The organism is Microbacterium insulae (assembly GCF_042677065.1).
GTDB classification, from domain to species: Bacteria; Actinomycetota; Actinomycetes; order Actinomycetales; family Microbacteriaceae; genus Microbacterium; species Microbacterium insulae.
Window position 1 is genome coordinate 110350 of record NZ_JBHTII010000002.1, and the last position, 20635, is coordinate 130984.

At 71.0% G+C, this 20635-nt stretch carries 21 protein-coding genes and 2 tRNA genes; 20 read left to right on the forward strand and 3 right to left on the reverse strand.

Annotated features, from left to right (window positions below; all coding sequences use genetic code 11):
- Positions 1-7: 7 nt before the first annotated feature.
- Complete coding sequence (locus tag ACFQ0P_RS13065) at positions 8-616, reverse strand: dihydrofolate reductase family protein (RefSeq protein ID WP_204979101.1); 609 nt, start codon at positions 614-616, stop codon at positions 8-10.
- 149 nt (positions 617-765) lie between these two features.
- On the opposite strand from ACFQ0P_RS13065, the gene ACFQ0P_RS13070 reads away from it, so the two are divergent.
- The 14 genes from ACFQ0P_RS13070 (at position 766) to ACFQ0P_RS13135 (ending at position 14897) form a co-directional block, all read left to right on the forward strand.
- Entirely contained in the window at positions 766-1680 is a 915-nt protein-coding gene (locus tag ACFQ0P_RS13070; RefSeq protein WP_204979102.1) for a hypothetical protein, read from the forward strand.
- The gene (locus ACFQ0P_RS13075) at positions 1677-2873 is read left to right on the forward strand and encodes a cytidylyltransferase domain-containing protein (RefSeq protein ID WP_204979103.1); all 1197 of its coding nucleotides are present in this window, start codon (positions 1677-1679) and stop codon (positions 2871-2873) included. The genes ACFQ0P_RS13070 and ACFQ0P_RS13075 overlap by 4 nt, the downstream gene beginning before the upstream one ends.
- Positions 2870-3742: an N-acetylneuraminate synthase family protein gene (locus ACFQ0P_RS13080; RefSeq protein ID WP_204979104.1), complete on the forward strand. Its 873-nt coding sequence runs from the start codon at positions 2870-2872 to the stop codon at positions 3740-3742. Before ACFQ0P_RS13075 ends, ACFQ0P_RS13080 begins: the two co-directional genes overlap by 4 nt.
- Positions 3739-5058 carry a DUF6716 putative glycosyltransferase gene (locus ACFQ0P_RS13085; protein ID WP_204979105.1) on the forward strand — a complete coding sequence of 440 codons (1320 nt, stop codon included), beginning with the start codon at positions 3739-3741 and terminating at the stop codon, positions 5056-5058. Before ACFQ0P_RS13080 ends, ACFQ0P_RS13085 begins: the two co-directional genes overlap by 4 nt.
- Entirely contained in the window at positions 4989-5372 is a 384-nt protein-coding gene (locus ACFQ0P_RS13090; RefSeq protein ID WP_204979106.1) for a TraR/DksA family transcriptional regulator, read from the forward strand. Before ACFQ0P_RS13085 ends, ACFQ0P_RS13090 begins: the two co-directional genes overlap by 70 nt.
- 1 nt (position 5373) lies before the next feature.
- Positions 5374-5805: a YchJ family protein gene (locus ACFQ0P_RS13095; RefSeq protein ID WP_378772520.1), complete on the forward strand. Its 432-nt coding sequence runs from the start codon at positions 5374-5376 to the stop codon at positions 5803-5805.
- Between the two features lie 38 nt (positions 5806-5843).
- Entirely contained in the window at positions 5844-6620 is a 777-nt protein-coding gene (locus ACFQ0P_RS13100) for an isocitrate lyase/PEP mutase family protein (protein WP_204979108.1), read from the forward strand.
- A 57-nt stretch (positions 6621-6677) separates the two neighbouring features.
- The gene (locus ACFQ0P_RS13105) at positions 6678-7775 is read left to right on the forward strand and encodes an NAD(P)-binding domain-containing protein (RefSeq protein ID WP_204979109.1); all 1098 of its coding nucleotides are present in this window, start codon (positions 6678-6680) and stop codon (positions 7773-7775) included.
- 81 nt (positions 7776-7856) lie between these two features.
- The gene (locus ACFQ0P_RS13110) at positions 7857-8501 is read left to right on the forward strand and encodes an SDR family oxidoreductase (protein WP_204979110.1); all 645 of its coding nucleotides are present in this window, start codon (positions 7857-7859) and stop codon (positions 8499-8501) included.
- Between the two features lie 44 nt (positions 8502-8545).
- Positions 8546-9595, forward strand: a complete 1050-nt coding sequence (locus tag ACFQ0P_RS13115; protein ID WP_204979111.1) for a zinc-dependent alcohol dehydrogenase family protein — start codon at positions 8546-8548, stop codon at positions 9593-9595.
- Positions 9596-9835: 240 nt separating this feature from the next.
- Positions 9836-11284 (forward strand): 30S ribosomal protein S1, encoded by a 1449-nt coding sequence (rpsA, locus tag ACFQ0P_RS13120; RefSeq protein ID WP_204979112.1) that lies wholly within the window; start codon positions 9836-9838, stop codon positions 11282-11284.
- A gap of 138 nt (positions 11285-11422) precedes the next feature.
- Positions 11423-11956 (forward strand): GIY-YIG nuclease family protein, encoded by a 534-nt coding sequence (locus tag ACFQ0P_RS13125; protein WP_204981415.1) that lies wholly within the window; start codon positions 11423-11425, stop codon positions 11954-11956.
- Positions 11957-12042: 86 nt separating this feature from the next.
- A complete protein-coding gene (locus ACFQ0P_RS13130) occupies positions 12043-13734 on the forward strand; it encodes a sensor histidine kinase (protein ID WP_204979113.1) in 1692 nt (563 codons plus the stop codon).
- Positions 13731-14897, forward strand: a complete 1167-nt coding sequence (locus ACFQ0P_RS13135) for a hypothetical protein (protein WP_204979114.1) — start codon at positions 13731-13733, stop codon at positions 14895-14897. The genes ACFQ0P_RS13130 and ACFQ0P_RS13135 overlap by 4 nt, the downstream gene beginning before the upstream one ends.
- 2 nt (positions 14898-14899) lie before the next feature.
- Here ACFQ0P_RS13135 and ACFQ0P_RS13140 read toward each other — a convergent pair whose 3' ends face one another.
- On the reverse strand, positions 14900-15694 hold the full coding sequence (locus ACFQ0P_RS13140) for a response regulator transcription factor (RefSeq protein ID WP_204979115.1): 795 nt from the start codon (positions 15692-15694) through the stop codon (positions 14900-14902).
- Between the two features lie 487 nt (positions 15695-16181).
- On the opposite strand from ACFQ0P_RS13140, the gene coaE reads away from it, so the two are divergent.
- Both coaE and ACFQ0P_RS13150 read left to right on the forward strand, forming a co-directional pair.
- Complete coding sequence (gene coaE / locus ACFQ0P_RS13145) at positions 16182-16799, forward strand: dephospho-CoA kinase (protein ID WP_204979116.1); 618 nt, start codon at positions 16182-16184, stop codon at positions 16797-16799.
- Between the two features lie 55 nt (positions 16800-16854).
- A complete protein-coding gene (locus ACFQ0P_RS13150; protein ID WP_204979117.1) occupies positions 16855-17478 on the forward strand; it encodes a hypothetical protein in 624 nt (207 codons plus the stop codon).
- A gap of 336 nt (positions 17479-17814) precedes the next feature.
- Here the strand turns inward: ACFQ0P_RS13150 and ACFQ0P_RS13155 are convergent.
- A tRNA-Gly gene (locus ACFQ0P_RS13155) sits at positions 17815-17888 on the reverse strand.
- 98 nt (positions 17889-17986) lie between these two features.
- Between ACFQ0P_RS13155 and ACFQ0P_RS13160 the strand changes: the two genes are divergently transcribed.
- From ACFQ0P_RS13160 to ACFQ0P_RS13175, 4 genes are all read left to right on the forward strand, one after another.
- Positions 17987-18364, forward strand: a complete 378-nt coding sequence (locus ACFQ0P_RS13160) for a nuclear transport factor 2 family protein (RefSeq protein WP_204979118.1) — start codon at positions 17987-17989, stop codon at positions 18362-18364.
- Positions 18365-18443: 79 nt separating this feature from the next.
- Positions 18444-18517: transfer RNA gene (locus tag ACFQ0P_RS13165), tRNA-Pro, on the forward strand.
- An 80-nt stretch (positions 18518-18597) separates the two neighbouring features.
- The gene (gene tig / locus ACFQ0P_RS13170) at positions 18598-20019 is read left to right on the forward strand and encodes a trigger factor (RefSeq protein ID WP_204979119.1); all 1422 of its coding nucleotides are present in this window, start codon (positions 18598-18600) and stop codon (positions 20017-20019) included.
- Between the two features lie 67 nt (positions 20020-20086).
- Entirely contained in the window at positions 20087-20572 is a 486-nt protein-coding gene (locus tag ACFQ0P_RS13175; protein WP_204979120.1) for a tetratricopeptide repeat protein, read from the forward strand.
- Positions 20573-20635 lie beyond the last annotated feature (63 nt).

A 20635-nucleotide genomic window follows, 5' to 3' on the forward strand; every position in this document is an offset into this window, starting at 1 on the left:
GACTCCGTCAGCCCAGGCGGTACGTCACGTGGGTGACGTGGGGCGTGCCGCGCACGCTCACCGGAGCCAGGGCGAGAGGCGGCACCCCGTCGAAGAGTCGGACCACGTCGGAGCGGCCGTTGAGACCGAGCGTCACCGGTGCGATGTGCAGCCGCAGCTCGTCGATGAGACCGGCCGCGAGGAACTGGTTGAGGGTGCTCGCGCCTCCCGCGATCGACACCGAGCCGTCGCCTGCGGCGTCACGCGCCTGCGCCAGCGCGGACTCCGGGCCATCGGTCACGAAGTGGAACGTCGTGCCGCCGGCCATCTCCACCGGCTCGCGCGGATGGTGGGTGAGTACGAAGACCGGGCCCCGGTAGGGCGGTTCCGGACCCCACCAGCCGCGCCAATCTCCCTCCCATTCGCCGCGCACCGGCCCGAACATGTTGCGACCCATGACGTACGCACGCGCCTCCAGGATCGCGTCGAGTTCCGCGCGATGGTCCTCGGCGTGCTGGAACATCCAGCCGTGCAGCGCATCCTCGGCGAACACGCCGAGGGGGTGCTCCTCGGACTGATCGGGGCCGGCGGAGTAGCCGTCCAGGGAGAGGGCGATGTCGGCGGTCACGCGATTCATGGGTTCACCCTGCCTGCTGCGGGCCCGCTGCACCAGTCCGAGGGAGTAGCACCGCCCGTTCACCAGCCTGACCCCTCTCGTACCACGGGGATCTGGTGACTCGTTCACCGTCGACGTCCACCGTGGGGAAAACGGCCGGAGGAGGTCTCATGGCGCGCGAAGACGTGATCGCATGGGTCGAATCGCCGCTCCAGCTCATCGGGGCGGCGGAGTGGGCGGCCGCTCACCGCACGACGGTTCCGGTTGCCGGCAGGCTGACCGCGCAGATGTCGGCAACCGCCGACGCGCTCGTCGCCCGACGCGCCCGCTTCGGTCCGATGGAACCCTACGTCGGCGTGCCGTTCTCGCTTCTCGCCCGCCACGGGCACTGGCTCGTCGGGGATGGCTTCTCGGGGCAGTTCCGGCTCGCGGCATCCCTTCTGCGTCCGCGGCGCGTGACGTTCCTCGACGACGGCGCGAATGCGCTGCCCTATGCCGACTCTCTGCTCGGACGGCGCCCCTATTCGCGACCCGGGGTGCACGAGCGCGGACTCACCACGCTCTTCGCGCCCTTCGCGCACGAGATCGTCCTTCGTCGTGCGCTGAGTCGCCGTGCCGAATTCTTCACCGCTTTCGACTTCGGGCACGAACGCGTCGACGCGCTGTCGGACCGAGGCTTCGGCATCCGCCATCACCGCTTCGAGTGGACCAGGGAGACCGCGCCGGCCGCCGCCGGCCTCGGCGCGCGGATCGTGCTCGGCAGCGCGCAGCCCGTCGACGGACGACTCGACGTCGCCGACTACCTCTCCTGGGTGAGGGATGCCGCGGCCCCCGGCCCCGCGGTCTACCTTCCGCATCGGCGCGAGACGGCGGCGCAGCTGTCCGCCGTCGCCGCGGTGCCCGGGATCACGGTGCGCCGGACCGAGCTGCCGGTCGAACTCGTGTTGGCCGGCGCCGTCGAGGCCCTCGATGTCCGGACCCTCGCCTCGAGTACCGCCACCACCCTGCCGTTGATCCTCGAGGGCACCGGGTCGATCGTGAGCGTCGGCGACGTCGCCCCCGCACAGCGGGAGGCGTCGGCATGAGCGAAGTCGTCGCCATCGTCCCGGCGCGGGGCGGGTCGAAGGGCGTCATCCGAAAGAACCTTCGCCGGGTCGGTGGGATCCCGCTCGTGGCGCGCGCGATCGACGCGGCCCAGCGGTGCCCGTCGATCGATCGCGTCGTGGTGACGACCGACGACCATGACATCGCCGCTGTCGCGGCCGAGTGGGGCGCCGACGTCATCATCCGGCCCGACGAGCTCGCGGGCGACACCGCCAGCTCCGAGAGCGCGCTGCTGCACGCGCTCGCCGTCCTGGAGGAGCGCGGAGCCGACGTCGGCGTGCTGGCGTTCCTGCAGGCGACGTCCCCGTTCATCGACGCACCGGCGCTCGAGGAGGCGATCCAGCTCGTGCGGTCGCGTCGTCGTGACAGCGTGTTCTCGGCGGTGCAGACCTACGGCTTCCTCTGGGCCCGGACGGCGTCCAGCGCTGCCGAGGCCGTGAACCACGACGCCGAGGTCCGCCCCCGCCGCCAGGACCGCGACCCGCACTACCTCGAGACCGGCGCCTTCTACGTGCTGCGCGCGGCGGGGTTCCGGGCGCTGCGGCACCGCTTCTTCGGAAGCGTCGGATTCGTCGAGGTGCCCGCGCGGACCGCGATCGAGATCGACAGCGAGGGCGAGCTCGAGATCGCACGCGCATTGGCGCCGCTCATCGACGCTCCCGGTCCCCTCGCCGTCGACGCGGTCGTCACCGACTTCGACGGCGTGCACACCGACGACTCGCTCCAGCTGTCCCAGGACGGCACCGAATCGGTCACGGTGAGCCGCACCGACGGCATGGGCGTCGCGCTCCTGCGCGCGGCCGGCGTGCCGGTCCTCATCCTCTCGACCGAGACCAACCCGGTGGTGGCCGCGCGCGCGGCGAAGCTGCGCGTGGAGGTCGTGCACGGCGTCGCAGACAAGGCCGCGGCGCTGCGCGACTGGGCCGCCCGCCACGACATCGCGCTCTCGCGCACCGCCTACCTCGGCAACGACGTCAACGATCTCGCCTGCCTCGAGCTCGTCGGCTGGCCGGTCGCCGTCCCCGGTGCCCACCCGCAGGTGCTCGCCGCAGCACGGGTGGTGCTCGACAAACCCGGCGGCGCGGGTGCCGTGCGCGACCTCGCCGACCGCGTGCTCGCGGGCCGGGCCGCGGCATCCGTTCCCCCCTCCGTCCGACCCCAGGAGAGAGCATGACCGTCACGATCGGATCCCGCGTCATCGGAGGCGGTCGTCCCGCCTACGTCATCGCGGAGATCGGCCTCAACCACAACGGCGATGTCGAGCTGGCCAAGCAGCTGATCGATGTCGCCGCCGACGCCGATGCGGACGCCGTGAAGTTCCAGAAGCGCACGCCCGAGATCGCCACACCCGAGCACATGCGCGACCTGCCTCGCGAGACGCCGTGGGGGACGATGAGCTACCTCGACTACCGCCGCCGCGTCGAGTTCGACCGCGATCAGTACATCGAGATCTCCGATCACGCACTGCTGCGCGGGCTCGAGTGGTTCGCATCGCCGTGGGACGAGCCGAGCGTGGCATTCCTCGAGGACCTCGGCGTCGCCGCGCACAAGGTCGCCTCGGCCTCGCTCACCGACCATGATCTCCTGCGCGCCCTTCGAGACACGGGCAAGACGATCATCCTCTCGACCGGGATGTCGACCATCGAGCAGATCGACGCGGCGATCGGCGTGCTCGGCACCGAGCGGCTCCTCCTGCTCCACGCGACCTCGACCTACCCGATGGAGCCCGCCGAGGCGAACCTGCGCATGATCCCCGCTCTCCGAGACCGGTATCCGGGCGTCCCCGTCGGCTATTCCGGGCACGAGCGCGGTCTCCAGATCTCGCTCGCCGCCGTGGCGCTGGGCGCCGTGGCCGTCGAGCGCCACATCACGATCGACCGCACGATGTGGGGATCCGATCACGCCGCCTCGCTCGAGCCGACGGGCCTGCAGCACCTCGTGCGCGACATCCGCGTCATCGAGGAGGCGCTGGGCGACGGCGTCAAGCGCGTGTACCCCGGCGAGCTCGCTCCGATGGCGAAGCTGCGTCGCGTTCCCGCGTGAGCACCGGTCGGCGGATCGTCGCCGTCGCCGACACCGACTCCTACGTCAAGTGGGCGGCGGCGCTGATCGGCGGCCTGACGGAGTGGGATGCCTCTCTCCTCGTGCTCGAGACTCCGCTGGTCGTGTCGGAAGCGCAGCTCTCGGCGGCCGTCTCGGGCAGCGGACTGGCCGCGACACAGGTTTCGCGCGTGACGTGGGACCGGCTCGCGGCGTCAGTCGACGGTGCCGACGCGGTCCTGCTCGCGGCACGGGGACCGCTCGTGCGCGTCCTCGCGCGCGAGATCGCCGCGCTGTCGCCGCGACCCGTGCTGGTGACGGGACTTCCCGGCATCTCGATCCCCGCCACGCGCAAGGCGATCTCCTACCGCACGCAGTGCGACCTGTTCGTGCTCCACTCCCGCCGGGAGTGCCGCGACTTCGACGCTCTGGCGCGGGAACGGGGGATGCCGCAGCGCTTCGCTCTCGCGACCCTGCCCTTCGCGCGTGGTGGCATCGCGTCGGGGCCACGGGGAACGGACCTCGTGTTCGCCGGTCAGGCGAAGGTGCCCGCGGAGCGCGCGGACCGCGTCCGGATCGCGCGTCTGCTGCGACGAGCGGCCGAGGTCGATCCGACACGGCGGGTCGTGGTCAAGCTGCGCGCCGGAGCGGGGGAACAGCAGACTCATGCCGAGCGCGATGCGTATCCCGATCTGCTGGCCGCCCTGGGTCCCCTCCCGCCGAATCTGTCGACGAGCACCGCATCGATGCGAGAGGCGCTCGACACGGCCGAGGGCCTCGTGACGGTGAGTTCGACGGCCGCGATCGAAGCGGTCGGACGCGGCATCCCGGTGATCGCCCTCGACCTCTTCGGGGTCGCACCCGAACTGATCAACGAGGTCCTGGCCGAGGCGGGGCTCCTGGGCGGTGAGGACGACGTCGTCGCGCGCCGCTTCCGGATCCCCGACCCGGCATGGCTGGAGGACAACTACTTCCACGACGCCGCCGCCGACGACTGGGACTCGCGGCTCATCCGGCTGATCGAGGCGCGCGAAGCGGGACTGCTCGTGCCGCGCGCGCCGCTCGCTCGCCGCGGCGGCATCCTGCGCGACGCATGGGAGCGGCGGACGGCCCTCGGTTCGCATGACCGATCGGTGAGCGGCGGGATCGCTCTCGCGCTCGGGATGCCGGCGCGGGCTGCCGTGCGCGGTGCGAGGCGCGTCCAGGCCGTCACCCGTGGGTCGGAGGGGACGCGTACGCTCGAGGGGCAATGGCCTCCTCCTTCCTCCCTCGCGACGACGAGGGCGATGACGACCGCGACGCCCAGCTCGCCACGCTGAGGGATGCCGCGCAGACCCGCCTCGACGCCCTCGACCGCGACATCGCCGAGCTGCGCCGGGACCGCGGCGCCGACACCGCCGACGACGAGCACGATCCGGAGGGCGTGACCCTCTCGAGCGAGTGGGCGCGGCTCGCCGGCCTCCGTGAGGATGCCGTCCGAGAGCTCGCGGAGGCGGATGCCGCCATCGCACGGCGAGCCGGCGGCGACGACGGACGATGCGCGGACTGCGGCCGCAGCATCCCGCTTGCCCGCTTGATCGCGCGACCGGCCGCGACCCGCTGTGTCGAGTGCGCCGTGCGGGCAGGGGGCTGAGGTGTCCTTCGGTCCCGCCGTCCCCGGAGGCGACCCACGGTTTCCGCGCCCGGCCGACCATGATCCGTGTCCGTGCGGCAGCGGCAGCGAGTTCGGCGGATGCTGCGGCCCCGTATTGCGGGGCAGCCCCGCACCCACGGCAGAGCGCCTGATGCGGTCGCGCTACACCGCGTTCGTCGTCGGCGACGCGCGGTACCTGGCCAAGACGTGGCATCCGGGCACGAAGCCGGACGCGATCGAGCTCGACCCCGCTCAGCGATGGACCGGACTCGAGATCATCGACGTGGAGGCCGGCGGCTCCGCCGACTCGCGCGGAGTAGTCGAGTTCCGGGCCTCGTGGCGTCACGGCCGTGACACCGGCATGCTCCGCGAGCGCAGCCGCTTCCGGCGTCAGGGAGAGCGGTGGTGGTACGTCGACGGCGCGATCGGCTGACCGCCTCCGCGGCCCTCCGCGCGGATAGCGTTGGACCCATGAGCACCCAGGTCGAAAGAGCCCAGTCCCTCGAGCATCTGCACGCCGCCCCCGAGATCCTGCGCGTGGTGAACGTGTGGGACGTCGTCTCCGCGCGCACCGTCGCCGCGCTCCCCGAGACGCGCGCCATCGCCACCGCCGGTCACTCGATCGCGGCCACGTACGGCTATGCCGACGGCCAGATCCCGATCGAGACGATGCTCGACATGGTCGGGCGCATCGTCGATGCGGTGGGGGATCTCCCCGTCACCGCCGACCTCGACGACGGTCACGGGGACGCGGGAGAGACGGTGCGTCGTGCGATCGGCGCAGGAGTCGTCGGAGCCAACGTCGAGGATCGGCTGCGGCCGCTGGCGGAGTCGGTCGCGGTCGTCGAGGCGATCGTCGCCGCCGGCGAGGCCGAAGGGGTCCCGTTCGTGCTGAACGCCCGCACCGACGCGTTCGTGCGCGCCGGCGGGCGGTCGGTGGAGGACTCCGTCGCCGACGCGATCGAACGGGGTCGGGCATACCTCGACGCCGGCGCGAGCCTGGTCTTCGTGCCGGGCATCCTCGATGCCGACGTGACCCGGCGACTCGTCGAGGGGATCGGCGAGCGCAAGGTGAGCGTGATCGGCCTCCCCGGCTCCCTCAGTTCGAGCGAGTACGAGGCGCTCGGCGTCGCGCGCATCTCCTACGGCCCGATGACGCAGCGCGTAGCGCTGACCGCCCTTCAGGATCTCGCCGCGGACCTGTACGCCGGCGGGGTCATCCCCGCCTCGACGCGAAGCCTCAACTGATCCTCGCGCGGGGGGCGCGGAGGGAATCGGACGCGCCGCCTCCGCGTTGAGAACGGCATGCAGCCCCGCGATGTCGACGTCGTCGTGATCGGCGCCGGTCAGGCGGGGTTGTCCGCAGCCTTCCATCTGCAGCGACGGGGATTCGTACCCGCCCCTCGTGCCACCGGAGACGCCCGTACCTTCGTGGTCCTCGACGCCGAGGGGCGTCCGGGCGGCGCGTGGCAGCACCGCTGGGCGTCGCTGCGCATGGGCACGGTCAACGGCATCCACGAGCTGCCGGGATATCCGGTTCCGCCCGCGGATCCCCGCGCCCCCAGTCGCGATGTGCTCCCCGCCTACTTCGCGGAGTACGAGCGGCGGTTCTCCCTCGAGGTGCAGCGTCCGGTTCGCGTGCGGAGCGTGCGCCGACAGGACGACGATCCCGCGGGGCGCCTGGTCGTGGACACGGATGCCGGAGCCTGGGCCGCGTCGTACGTCGTCAACGCGACCGGCACGTGGTCCCGTCCGTTCTGGCCGCACTATCCCGGCCAGGACCGATTCCGGGGGCGGCAGCTGCACGTCGCGGACTACGTCTCCCGAGACGAGTTCGCCGGTCAGCGCGTCGTGATCGTCGGCGCGGGCGTCTCCGCGATCCAGCTCCTCGACGAGATCTCCCACGTCGCCGACACCTTCTGGGTCACCCGGCGCGAGCCGGAGTGGAGCGAGACGGAGTTCGACGTGCCGGCGCGGATCGCCGCGATCGCGGGTGTCGAGGACCGGGTGCGCCGCGGTCTTCCGCCGGGAAGCGTGATCGGGGTCACCGGCATGCATTGGACGCCGTGGGCGCGCGCCGCCCAGCGCCGGGGCGTCCTGGTGCGGCATCCGATGTTCTCCGCGATCGAGGAGCACGGCGTGCGCATGCCGGACGGGACGTTCGAACCCGCCGACGTGATCCTGTGGGCGACGGGGTTCCGCGCCGCCGTGGACCACCTCGCGCCGCTGCGCCTGCGCACGCGGGAGGGTGGCATGCGGGTGGCCGACGGCCGCTCGCTCGACGAGCCGCGCCTTTTCGTCATCGGCTACGGGCCGTCGCAGTCCACGGTGGGCGCGAACCGCGCCGGCCGCGACGCGGTGCGGGCGATCGTCGCGGAGAGCGCTGCGCTCGCGGCCGCGTGAGGAGCCGCGCCGCCGCCGTCAAGACCCGGCTCGGCCGAGGGTCGGCGCGTTAGCGTTGAGCTACCGACGAAAGGACTCCCCATGGCCCGCATCCTCGTCTTCGGCGGACACGGCAAAGTCGCCCTGCTGCTCGAGCGACTCCTGGTCTCCGAGGGGCATACCGTGACCGCGGTCGTCCGCAACCCCGACCATGAGCCCGACGTCGCGGCGGCGGGCGCGCAGCCCCTCGTCGCCGACGTCGAGGCGTTCGACGTCGGGCAGCTCACCAACGTGATCAGCGGCAACGACGTCGTCGTGTGGTCGGCGGGAGCGGGAGGAGGCGATTCATCCCGCACGTATGCGGTCGACCGGGATGCCGCCATCCGCTCCATGGACGCCGCCGCCGCAGCCGGGGTCGAGCGGTACGTCATGGTGTCGTGGCTGGGCTCCCGCGCCGATCACGGGGTCGCGGCGGACTCTTCGTTCTTCGCGTACGCCGACGCCAAGTGGGCGGCCGACGAACACCTCGCGAACAGTTCCCTGGACTGGACGATCCTCGGACCCGGCACCCTCACCCACGACGAGCCGACGGGGCGGATCGAGATCGACCCCGACGGGCGCGGCGAGGTCTCGCGCGCCGACGTGGCCGCCGTGATCGCGGCGACGATCGCCGACGACACCACGATCGGCCGGACGATCCGATTCGGCGCGGGCGACGAGCACATCGGTCACGCGATCGCCGGATGAGGAACGCACGCCTGACGACGGCCCGTGCGGCTTAGGCTCGGAACATGCGAGCCACCGTCATCCACGCCCCCCGAGACATCCGCGTCGAAGAAGTGCCCGACCCGCGGCTGTCCACCGGTGCCGATGCGATCGTGCGCGTCGTCGCCGCGTGCGTGTGCGGCTCCGACCTGTGGCCGTACCGAGGCGTCACGCCCACCGACGAGCCGCACCGCATCGGTCACGAGTTCGTCGGCGTCGTCGAGGAGGTCGGGCCCGATGTCCGCTCTGTCGCGGTGGGAGACTTCGTCATCGCGCCGTTCTACGTGTGCGACGGCACGTGCGCGAACTGCCGCAACGGCGTGAGCACGTCGTGCCTCTCCGGCGGCTGGTGGGGCAGCGATGACCAGTTCGGCGGTTTCGCCGACGGCGGCCAGGGCGAGCGCGTGCGCGTCCCCCTTGCCGATGGAACGCTCGCCGTCGTTCCCGGCCCGGTGTCCGACGCCGAGATCCCGGGCCTGCTGACGCTGAGCGACGTCATGGGGACGGGTCATCACGCCGCCGTGTCGGCGGGAGTCGGCGTCGGGGACTCGGTCGCGGTCGTGGGCGACGGGGCGGTCGGCCTGTGTGCGATCATCGCCGCCAAGAGGCTGGGTGCGGGCACGATCATCGCGATGTCGCGTCACCCGCAGCGTCAGGCGCTCGCCCGCGAGTTCGGCGCCACGCACATCGTCGAGGAGCGCGGCGACGAGGGGGTCGAGCGGGTGCTCGCACTCACCGGAGGAATCGGCGCGGACCGGGTCCTCGAGTGCGTCGGCACGAAGGAGTCGATGGATCAGGCGCTGCGCTCGGCCAGGCCGGGCGGCATGGTCGGCTACGTCGGGGTGCCCAACGGCGGCCCCGAGCTGCCGATCCGCCGGATGTTCGGCACCAATGTCGGCGTGAACGGGGGAGTCGCCCCTGTCCGCGGCTACATCGAAGAGCTCCTTCCGGACGTCCGCTCCGGGGCCATCCGGCCCGGGCTCGTGTTCGACCTCGAGCTCCCCCTCGCAGAGGCCGCCGAGGCCTACGCCGCGATGGACGAGCGGCGTGCCACGAAGGTCCTGCTCCGCCCGTAGCCTCGGCATCCCGCCCCGGCGGGAACATCGCGGTCCGAGTCCGCGTTCTGTTACCCTGGAGTGTCACTCGTGTGGCTGTCTTGCCACGCCTCGGCTGCGACTCGCGTCGCCAGCAGGGTGACATCGCATGAAAACAATCCGCTTCGCTTCGGCCCGAGGCATCCGTTCGCCATCGTGCGGACGGGCGGCGAAATCTCGGCCCGAGCCCGACACCCCAACCCAACAAGGACAACCCACTACATGACTACCGCAACGACCGCCCCGGCCACCAAGCAGGTCGCGATCAACGACATCGGATCTGCCGAGGACTTCCTGGCAGCGGTCGAGAAGACCCTCAAGTTCTTCAACGACGGAGACCTCATCGAAGGCACCGTGGTGAAGATCGACCGCGACGAGGTCCTCCTCGACGTCGGCTACAAGACCGAGGGCGTCATCCCCTCGCGCGAGCTCTCCATCAAGCACGACGTCGACCCCAACGAGGTCGTCAAGGTCGGCGACGCCGTCGAGGCGCTCGTTCTCCAGAAGGAGGACAAGGAAGGCCGCCTCATCCTGTCGAAGAAGCGCGCCCAGTACGAGCGCGCCTGGGGCGACGTCGAGAAGATCAAGGAGAACGACGGTGTCGTCACCGGCTCCGTGATCGAGGTCGTCAAGGGTGGCCTCATCGTCGACATCGGCCTGCGCGGCTTCCTCCCCGCCTCGCTGATCGAGCTCCGCCGCGTGCGCGACCTCACGCCGTACCTCGGCCAGGAGATCGAGGCGAAGATCCTCGAGCTCGACAAGAACCGCAACAACGTCGTGCTCTCGCGCCGCGCGCTCCTCGAGCAGACGCAGTCCGAGTCGCGCACCACGTTCCTCAACAACCTGCACAAGGGTCAGGTCCGCAAGGGCGTCGTCTCCTCGATCGTCAACTTCGGCGCCTTCGTCGACCTCGGCGGCGTGGACGGCCTCGTGCACGTCTCCGAGCTGTCCTGGAAGCACATCGAGCACGCGTCCGAGGTCGTCGAGGTCGGCCAGGAGGTCACCGTCGAGATCCTCGAGGTCGACCTGGACCGTGAGCGCGTCTCGCTGTCGCTGAAGGCGACCCAGGAGGACCCGTGGCAGGTCTTCGCCCGCACCCACGCGATCGGCCAGGTCGCCCCGGGCAAGGTCACCAAGCTCGTTCCGTTCGGTGCGTTCGTGCGCGTCGCGGACGGCATCGAGGGCCTCGTGCACATCTCGGAGCTCTCGGGCAAGCACGTCGAGCTCGCCGAGCAGGTCGTGTCGGTCGGCGAAGAGGTCTTCGTCAAGATCATCGACATCGACCTCGAGCGTCGCCGCATCTCGCTGTCGCTCAAGCAGGCGAACGAGTCGGTCGACCCGTTCGGCACCGAGTTCGACCCCGCCCTCTACGGGATGGTCACCGAGTACGACGAGAACGGCGAGTACAAGTACCCCGAGGGCTTCGACCCCGAGACCAACGCGTGGCTCGAGGGTTTCGACGCCCAGCGCGAGAAGTGGGAGCAGGAGTACGCTGCGGCCCAGGGTCGTTGGGAGGCCCACAAGGCCGCCGTCGCCAAGGCCCTCGAGGCCGAGGCGAACGCACCCGCCGAGACCGGCTCGTCGAGCTTCGCCTCCGACAGCGGCTCGGTCGGAACGCTGGCCGACGACGAGGCTCTCGCCGCTCTGCGCGAGAAGCTGTCGGGACGCTGATCCCGCTGTCGTGATCGATCGGCGCGCGACGCGCTGAGACATACGGTCGAAAGGGCCGGGACCTTCGGGTCCCGGCCCTTTCGCGTGGCCGATGTCGGCGGCGCGGCATACCCTCGCGACGTGCCCTCAGACTGCCTCATGGCGAGCGGATGCCGCGGCCCGGTGCCCGCCGATGCCCCGATCCCGCTGTGCGAATGGCATCTCGCGGTAGCATCCGACTGGGAGCAGCGGCGCAACGGCGTCACCGACGCCCTCCCGTCACCGTGCGCCCTGTGCGGTTCTCGGCTCGGGGTGCGCCATGGGTCGGCGTGGCTGTGCGCCGTGTGCGAGTGGCGCTACGGCGAGGTCGTGGACGCCGAGCTCCCGCCCCCGCGGGTGGACGTCGTCTACTACCTGCGGTACGACGACCGCATCAAGATCGGCACGACGGCGAACCCCCGCCAGCGGCTCGCGGCCATCTGGCACGACGAGCTCCTCGCCTTCGAACGCGGCGATCGCGCCGTGGAGCGGCGGCGCCACGTCCAGTTCGCCGACGACCGGTTCGGCGGCACGGAGTGGTTCCGGCGCTCCCCGGCGCTGGAGGCGCACGTGGGGTCGCTCGCCGCCGGCGTCGACGATCCGTGGCTCCTCCATGCGCGGTGGGTGAGCGAGGCCGTCGCCCGCTCCGGCTGACCTCGACGATCCGTCGCGGAGCCGGGGTTCGGACGAGTCTCGCGAGCCGAACGCGCGGAGGGCGCGGCATCCACTAGTTTCACCATATGGTCGGCGCGCCACACGGCGAACAGCGTCGCGCCCGGCGTCCCCCCGAAGCGCGCGGCGGTCGCGCGCGCGCCACGTGGCTGCGCGATGATTTCGCCGATCGCACGCGGGGCCGCACGGCCACATTGAACCAGCTGCTTCTCGCCTCCGTCGTCTTCGCGCTCGGCACCCTCGTCGCGGTGGGGCCGTTCCCCGGAGACGCCGTGCTGTTCTTCGTCGGCGTGGTCGTGATCGTTGTCGTGACGGGCGCGACCCTCGTCGTGCCCTGGAACCGCCTCGCCTACGGCTGGGTCGCGGTCGTCCCGGCGATCGACATCATCGCGATCACCCTGCTCCAGCTCGCCGCGCCGGGGTCGGCGATGGGTCTGCTGTGGATCTTCCCGACCACGTGGCTGGCGTCCGGGTTCGGCCTCCTGGGGCTCTTCGCCGTGATCGTGGCGATCGCCGGGATCACCTCCGTGCTGGCGGTGGTGAGCGCACAGCAGGTGACGTACACGACCTTCCTGCTGCCGCTGGTCCTGTTCGCGGTCGCCGCCACGAGTCACCTCACCGCGCGCCGCTCCGACGCTCAACGCACCCTGCTGGCCAAACAGGCGCAGCTGCTGCACGGCGTCCTCGACAGCTCCCGGCGGCAGGAGCAGGTCGTCACGGAGGTGCTGGATGCCGTGGACTTCGGGCTGGTGCGCATCGATGGCTCCGGCCGCATCGCCGTCACGAACGAGGCGCACGGCCGGCTCCAGCAGGCGCTCGGGGGCGAGGACGGCGAGCAGCCGCCCGCATTCCGGGACGACGGCGTGACCCGGCTCCCGCCGGACGAGCTGCCCGTCGAGCGTGCGCTGCGGGGCGAGGCCTTCAGCGGTCAGATCGTGTGGTTCGGCGAGGATCCCGGCCCGCGCAAGGCGCTGAGCGTCACCGCACGCCGCCTGATCGACCCCGACGGCGGCGACGGGGGAGCCGTCGTGATCTCGCGCGACGTGACGAGCGAACTCGAGGCGCTGCGCGCGCGCGACGAACTGGTCGCGTCGGTGTCGCACGAGCTGCGCACGCCCCTGACCTCGATCCTCGGATACCTCGATCTCGTCATCGAGGATCCGGCGATCCCCGATCAGGCGCGCGCCAACCTCGACATCGCCGAGCGCAACGCGGAGCGCCTCCTGCGGATCGTCGCGGACATCCTGGCGGCTTCGAGCTCGTCGTCCTCGTCGATCGAAGCCACCATGGCGGCCCAGTCCCTCGACGTGCGCGACATCGTCCGCGCCTCCGGCGAAGCGCTGCTGCCGCGTGCGGCGTCGCGTGCGATCACGATCGACACCACGGGCCTGGAGGAGGCGACGGTGTGGGCCGACCCGATGCGCCTGCGCCAAGTCGTCGACAACCTCGTGTCGAACGCGATCGCATACAACAAAGACGGCGGCACCGTCTACCTCGGCACCACCACGGACGGCCGTTCGACCTGGATCCTCGTTCGCGACACGGGCATCGGGATCACCGACGCCGATCGGTCGCGGCTCTTCCAGCGCTACTACAAGGCGGGCGCCGAACGGCGTGCCGGCACCGGCCTCGGCCTGGCGATCACTCGCGACATCGTGCGTGCGCACGGCGGCGAGCTCGGCCTCCACAGTTCACCGGGCGTCGGTTCGACCTTCATCGTGAAGCTGCCCGCGACCGCCCCGGGAGGGACGACCTCATGACACTCCAACTCGCGAGCGTTCTGGTGATGACGGCGCTCGTCGTCAACACGAGCGGCGTGCTCTTCATCGTCGAGACGCTGCTGCGCCGCGACGAGGGCGCCGGTCGGATCTGGGCGCTCGGCTTCCTCGCCGCCATGCTCACGACCCTCGCGTACACCGTGTGGACTCAGATCCCCGACGCGTGGTGGGCGGTCGCCGTCGGCAACGGCGCCTTCGTGGCGGGGACGGGATGCATGTGGCTCGGATGCCGTCGCTTCAACGGTCGGCGCATGGACTGGGCATCGGGTGCCGTGGCGCTCGGGGTGGTGCTCTCCGCGGGGTCGGTGGTGATCGCCGGCGATACGGGCGGCCCCTGGACCGGCGCCCTGTGGATGTTCGCCGCGCTCGTCGTGTTCGCCGGCGCGGGCGCGGTGGAGTGCCTCCGCGGCGCCCTGCGCGAATCTCGGACCGCGTGGGTGCTCGGCGCCGTGCTGGGGGTCCAGTCGCTGTACTACGTCTCGCGCACGACCGCGTTCGTCACGGCCGGACCGGAGTCGACGCTGTTCGAAGCGGCGTTCGGAACGATCCCCACGAGCTTCCTCACGGTGGTGCTCATCATCGTCGCCGTCGTCGTGACCTCCGTGCTGCGCGCCTCGCGCGCGCCGATGCGCGGTTACCGCAGAGGGGTCGCCTCCGTCGCCATCCGTGACGGGGTGCTCGAGCACGCGATGTTCGGCGAAGCGTTCTCCGACCTGTGTGAGCGCGCCTCGTGGCGCGGCGAGCTCGTCGGGGTGATCGCCGTGCGCGTCGAGGACCTCGAGCAGATCTCGACGGCCTTCGGGAGCGAGGTCGCACGTGCGGTCACCGAGACGTGGCGGACGGGGGTTCGCCGTCACGCACCGTCCAACGCGCTCGTGGGCGAGGACGGTCCCACCGGGCTGTGCGTGGGAATCCTGGTCGAGTCTCCGTCGGAGGCCCGGCGTCAGGCGGGAGTCATCTACCGCGGGCTCTTCGACGATCTGGGCAAGGTCGGCGGGGGCGTGATCCCGGTGGTCGGCGTCGGGATCGCGCTGAGCGACACCACCGGGTACGACCCCCGGGCGCTCCAGGGCAGCGCGCGGGACACGGCGATTCGCGCCGCCGACAGCGTCGAGACGTCGGTGCTCGTCGCCGAGGCGGGCTAGCGTCAGGGCGCGGTGAGCCGGTACCCGACCCCGCGGACGGTTTCGATCCATCGCGGATTGGTGGGGGACTCCCCGAGCTTGCGTCGCAGATTCGCCACGTGCACCTCGATCGCGCGCGCATCGCTGTCGCTGACGAACTCAGCGCCGGTGAACTGCTCGCCGCGCAGCATCAGCGCGAGGTCCGACTTGCCGCGAACGCGGCGGCCGGCGGCGAGGAGATCGGCGAGGATGTCGAATTCGCTGCGCGTGAGATCGAGATCGGCTCCGTCGACCGTGACGACGCGCATCTCGGTGTTGAGCCTCAGGCCCTGATGCTCGAGCCAGTCGCCCGACGGCTCGGCCGTCTCGGCGGCCGGCGCGGCGGCGATGTGATGGCGCGGGCGCCGGAGCATCGCGTCGATGCGCGCCCGCAGCTCGCGAGGACGGAACGGCTTGGCGACGTAGTCGTCGGCACCGGCCTCGAGTCCCTGCAGGGCGTCGATCTCCTCGGTGCGGGCGCTGAGCATCACGATGTAGGTCGTGCTGACGGCACGGATGCGCTTCGCGGTCTCGAAGCCGTCCATTCCCGGCATGTTGACGTCGAGCGTCGTGACGATCGGCTGGTGCTCGCGAACGAGCTCGAGCCCGATGTAGCCGTCGGGAGCGCCGTGGACCTCGAATCCGGCCTGCGCGAGCACGGCAGTGAGCAGGGAACGGATGTCTTCCTCATCCTCGATCACGACCGCGACGCGCGTTTGTTCCACCGATTCACCCTCCGGCGTCGGGGAGACGACCACCGGCTCCTGGACGTCGGTCATGATATCCCAGAACGCGGTCTGGAACAGGCGTGGCGGGTGCGTCACGGCGTGTCCGCGAAGCTCGCCCGCCGTGAACGGCGGGCTGCCCCGGTGGGCCGGCGAACCGCATCGCGCGGATCTCGGGTGCCGGTCCCACCGGGGAGGCAGGCCGCGCGTGTCGTGACGTGTACCCCCACACGCCGCGCCGCGCGCGTCCCTGCGGTGCGGGATGAGGTGGCGCCCGCCCCCACGGTCGCCACCCCTCCGCACCGAATCCGGATCCGATCGCTGCGCCTGATGGCGTTTCGGGCCGAGGGGGAGCGGCGCGCGGGGGACGTCACACAGTCACGTCCGTCCACGTCTACTCCTTCTGACCCCGAGCTTCGGACCCGGCTTCATTCGGGTTGATCCGACCGTAGCCCTCGGGGCTCAGCCCACCCTCAGGCGGGCCTCAGGAGCACCCAAGGGTTGCAGTCACGAGGTCGCCGGGCCGTGGCATCCTCGTTCCATGCCTCTCGTCGCACTCACCGGTGGAATCGCGTCCGGAAAGTCCACCATCGCCCGGCGGCTGGCCGAGCACGGTGCCGTCGTGGTCGACGCCGATCAGATCGTGCGCGATGTCCAGCAGCCCGGGTCGCCGGTGCTCGCCGACCTCGCGGATGCGTTCGGCGCCGACATCCTCCGCGCCGACGGGTCTCTCGACCGCGCCGCGCTGGGCACCCGCGCTTTCGGCGACGACGACGCCGTCGCGCGCCTCAACGCGATCGTGCATCCGGCCGTCCGGATCGAGTCGGCCGAGCGGTTCGCCGCGGCGTTCGCGGCCGACCCCGAAGCGGTCGTGGTGTACGACGTTCCCCTTCTCGTCGAGGCGCGCGTCGACGACCCGTGGGAGCTGATCGTCGTCGCCCACGCGCCCGCCGACGTGCGGCGGCACAGGCTCGTCGAGCTGCGCGGTCTGAGTGAGGCGGATGCCGCGGCCCGCCTCGCCTCGCAGGTGTCGGACGAGGCGCGACTGGCGGTCGCCGACGTGGTGATCGACACCGCCGGCTCGCTCGAAGAGACGCACCGGCAGGTCGACGAGCTGTGGCGCGACTTGCCCGGTCTGATAGCGTCGCGCGATCGCTAGGAAGCGGCGCGATCGCGAGGTAGCCTGGGCGCGACGGGGAGGTCCGCTCATGGGAATGTTCGCGAGGTTCCGGCGCAAGAAGCGCTTCGAGGCGCTGACCGACGAGGAGCGCATCGGGCGATACGTCTACCTGCTCAACACTCTTCCCGCCTCAGTCATCGAGAGCGCGCACGCGACGGCATTCAAGGATCTGCCGGCGGAGCGTCGACGCGAGATGTTCGAGCAGCTGCGGCCCTTTCTGTCCGACAAGGAGCGGGATGCCGCATCCGACGACCCGACGGTGCTCGCCAAGCTCGTCCGGCGCGCAGAGGAGCGCAGGGCGCAGCGCGAGGCGGCCGCGAACGCGCCGGTCCCTGCCGCCGTCGCCACCGACACGCTCGACCCACGGGATCCGCGCGACGCCATCGATTCGCGCGACCTGCTCATGCGCAACGGCATGGCCGGGATCGTGTCGCAGAACTTCCTGCTTTCCGCGGCGGTGATCACGTACTTCTCGGTCGGGGGCGGCTCGGTGGGCCTCGCGGCCGAGCCGGCGTGGATCGGGGAGAGCTACGACCAGGGCTCCGCCGGCGGGTTCGACGGCGGAGGTTTCGGGGGCGGCTACGACGGGGGCGGTTTCGGCGGCGGATTCGACGGCGGGGGCTTCGGCGGCGGAGACGCCGGCGGCGGCTTCGGCTGATCCGCCGACATTCGGCGGACGCGGCGTCACGGCGCACCAGGAGCGGCAGGGCGGGCCGCCCCTCGCCGGTCAGCCCGCCCTGCCTCGCCTCCCCGGGCGTCTGGCGCGTCTGGGGGTCGCGCGCGCCCGGTACTGGGGTTGTGGAGACGCCAACCGCCGCGGATGCCGCGGGCGGTGTCGTACTCGGCCACTTCGCCGTAGCCCGGCATATGTGTGTTCCGACGGACGGGGCCTCTCGGATGCAGTCGCGTAAATCCGTGTAAGGGCGATGGGCGCGCTCGGGTTCTGCCGAGGGGAGAGATCCGGGGTGCGTCAATCGCGCCGCCGAAGTCGATGTGGAGGGGATGACGGGAATCGAACCCGCACCATCAGTTTGGAAGACTGAGGCTCTACCATTGAGCTACATCCCCGTGCGCCCGCGGACGGGCACCGACCAATCGTAGTACATCGTGGCCTCCGCCCCGTTCAGACCCGCGAACCCGACGCGCGGACGAGGGAAGGAGACGCGATGGTGCGTTCAGGTGAGCAGGTGGTCGAGGCGCTCGTGGCCACGTTGAATGCCGGCGACGTGGGAGGCATGGACGATCTCTTCCACGAGGATGCGGTGATGGACTGGCCGCAGTCGGGGGAGCGGATCAACGGTGCCGACAACCGGCGAGCGATCTACGGGTCGTTCCCGCGACTGCCGACGGTCGCACCGCGCAGGCTCACGGGCAGCGGCGACCTGTGGGTTCTCGAGGCCGATCTCGACTACGGCGACGGCGACCCGTTCCAGAGCGTCTTCGTCTTCGAGCTTCGAGACGGTCGCATCGCCCGCGAGACGGCGTATTGGACCAAGCCGTTCCCCGCGCCGGACTGGCGGGCGCAGTGGGTGGAGCGCGTCTGAGCGCCCGCGCAGATACGTTCCGGGTGCGTCGGCTAGACTTCCAGGGGCCGAAAGGCGCACGCATGTGTGCGAACCCGCCCGGGGCGTAGCTCAGCTTGGTAGAGCGCCCGCTTTGGGAGCGGGAGGCCGCAGGTTCAAATCCTGTCGCCCCGACATCACGGCCGCAGATTCCGCGAAACCAGACTTTCAGCCGCCGCGCACGCGCGCGGTCAGATAGAGGAGAACGAAAAGGCATGGTGAACAGCACCGTCGAGAAGCTCAGCCCGACCCGGGTGAAGCTCCACATCACGGTCACGCCCGAGGAGCTCAAGCCGAGCATCGCGCACGCGTACGAGCACATCGCGCAGGACGTGCAGATCCCCGGCTTCCGCAAGGGCAAGGTCCCCGCGCCGATCATCGATCAGCGCATCGGCCGCGTGGCGGTGCTGGAGCACGCGGTGAGTGAGGGACTGGACGGCTTCTACCGTCAGGCCGTCGAGGCCAACGAGCTGCGCGTCCTGGGTCGCCCGAGCGCCGAGGTCACCGAGTGGCCGAATGAGAAGGACTTCTCCGGCGACCTCGAGGTCCAGGTCGAGGTCGACGTCCGTCCCGAGTTCGACCTTCCCGCGTTCGAGGGCACGACCGTCGAGGTCGAGGCCGTCGAGGTCGACGAGTCGGCGATCGACGAGGAGCTCGACCGCCTGCGCGCCCGCTTCGGCACCCTGGTGACCGTTGATCGTCCCGCTACGACGGGCGACTTCGTCGAGCTCGACCTCATCGCCACGATCGACGGCGCCGAGATCGACCGCGCCGAGGGCGTGTCGTACGAGGTCGGCTCGGGCGAACTGCTCGAGGGCATCGACGAGGCCATCGACTCGCTCACCGCGGGCGAGGACACCACGTTCCGCTCCACCCTCGTCGGCGGCGACCACGCCGGCGAAGAGGCCGAGGTCTCGGTCACCGTCAAGGCCGTCAAGGAGCGCGAGCTGCCCGAGGCCGACGACGACTTCGCGCAGATCGCCAGCGAGTTCGACACGATCGCCGAGCTCCGCGACAGCCTCAAGGAGCGCGTCGGCCAGCAGTCGGTGTTCACTCAGGGCTCCGCCGCGCGCGACAAGCTCATCGAGCAGCTGCTCGAGCAGGTCGAGATCCCGGTGCCGCAGCAGCTCATCGACGACGAGGTGCACAACCACCTCGAGGGCGAGGGGCGTCTCGAGGACGACGTGCACCGCGCCGAGGTCGCCGAGGCCAGCGAGAAGCAGTTCAAGACGCAGATGCTGCTCGACAAGATCGCCGAGAGCGTCAACGTTCAGGTCTCGCAGGACGAGCTCACGCAGTACCTCGTGCAGTCGGCGGCGCAGTACGGCATGGCCCCGCAGGACTTCGTCAACGCTCTCCAGGAGGGCAACCAGCTGCCCGCCATGGTCGGCGAGGTCGCGCGCAACAAGGCCCTCGCGGTCGCGCTCGGCAAGGTCACCGTGGTCGACACCAACGGCAATCCGGTCGACCTGACCGGCTTCGTGGCGGTCGAAGACGAGGCCCAGGCCGAGGAAGAGGTCGTCGAAGAGGCGCAGGAGATCGCGGATGCCGCGGCCGACGCCGACGCCGTGATCGCGGCCGAGGAGAAGCCCAAGAAGAAGGCGCCGGCCCGGAAGAAGGCCGCCGACAAGGAGTAGTCGCACAGAAGCGACGAGGGGACGGATGCCGCGGCATCCGTCCCCTTCTTCGTCGAGGAGGACGAGCATGACCGATGACTGGCAGCAACGCGTCGACGCGGTATGGGCCGACGACGACCTGGACGACGCCGCACGCCTCGAGCGGATCGATGCCCTCGCCGCCGAGCTCGCGCCGAACGACGCGCGCGGCCTGTTCGAACGGGCCGGGGCGCGCGATTCGGCAGGACTCGAGGCCGACGCCGAGCCGCTCTACCGGGCCGCGCTCGACGCCGGACTCGACGACGCGCGCCGACCGCAGGCGGTGATCCAGCTCGCGAGCACCGTCCGCAATCTCGGACGCGCCGGCGAAGCCGTGCGGATGCTGCGCGCCGAGGTCGAACGCGAGCCCGCGTCGCCGCTGCACGACGAGGCGGCGGCGTTCCTCGCACTCGCGCTGGTGTCGGACGGAGACGCGCGGGGTGCGGCATCCGTCGCCCTTCTCGCTCTGGCGCCCCACCTGTCGCGCTACCGCCGTTCGGTAACCTGGTACGCCGAGGAATTGCGACCGACGTGACGCGGACGACTCCGCTCAGCTCAGCCAGATGACTCCATCCTCATCGGGGAGCGCTCGCGTGCT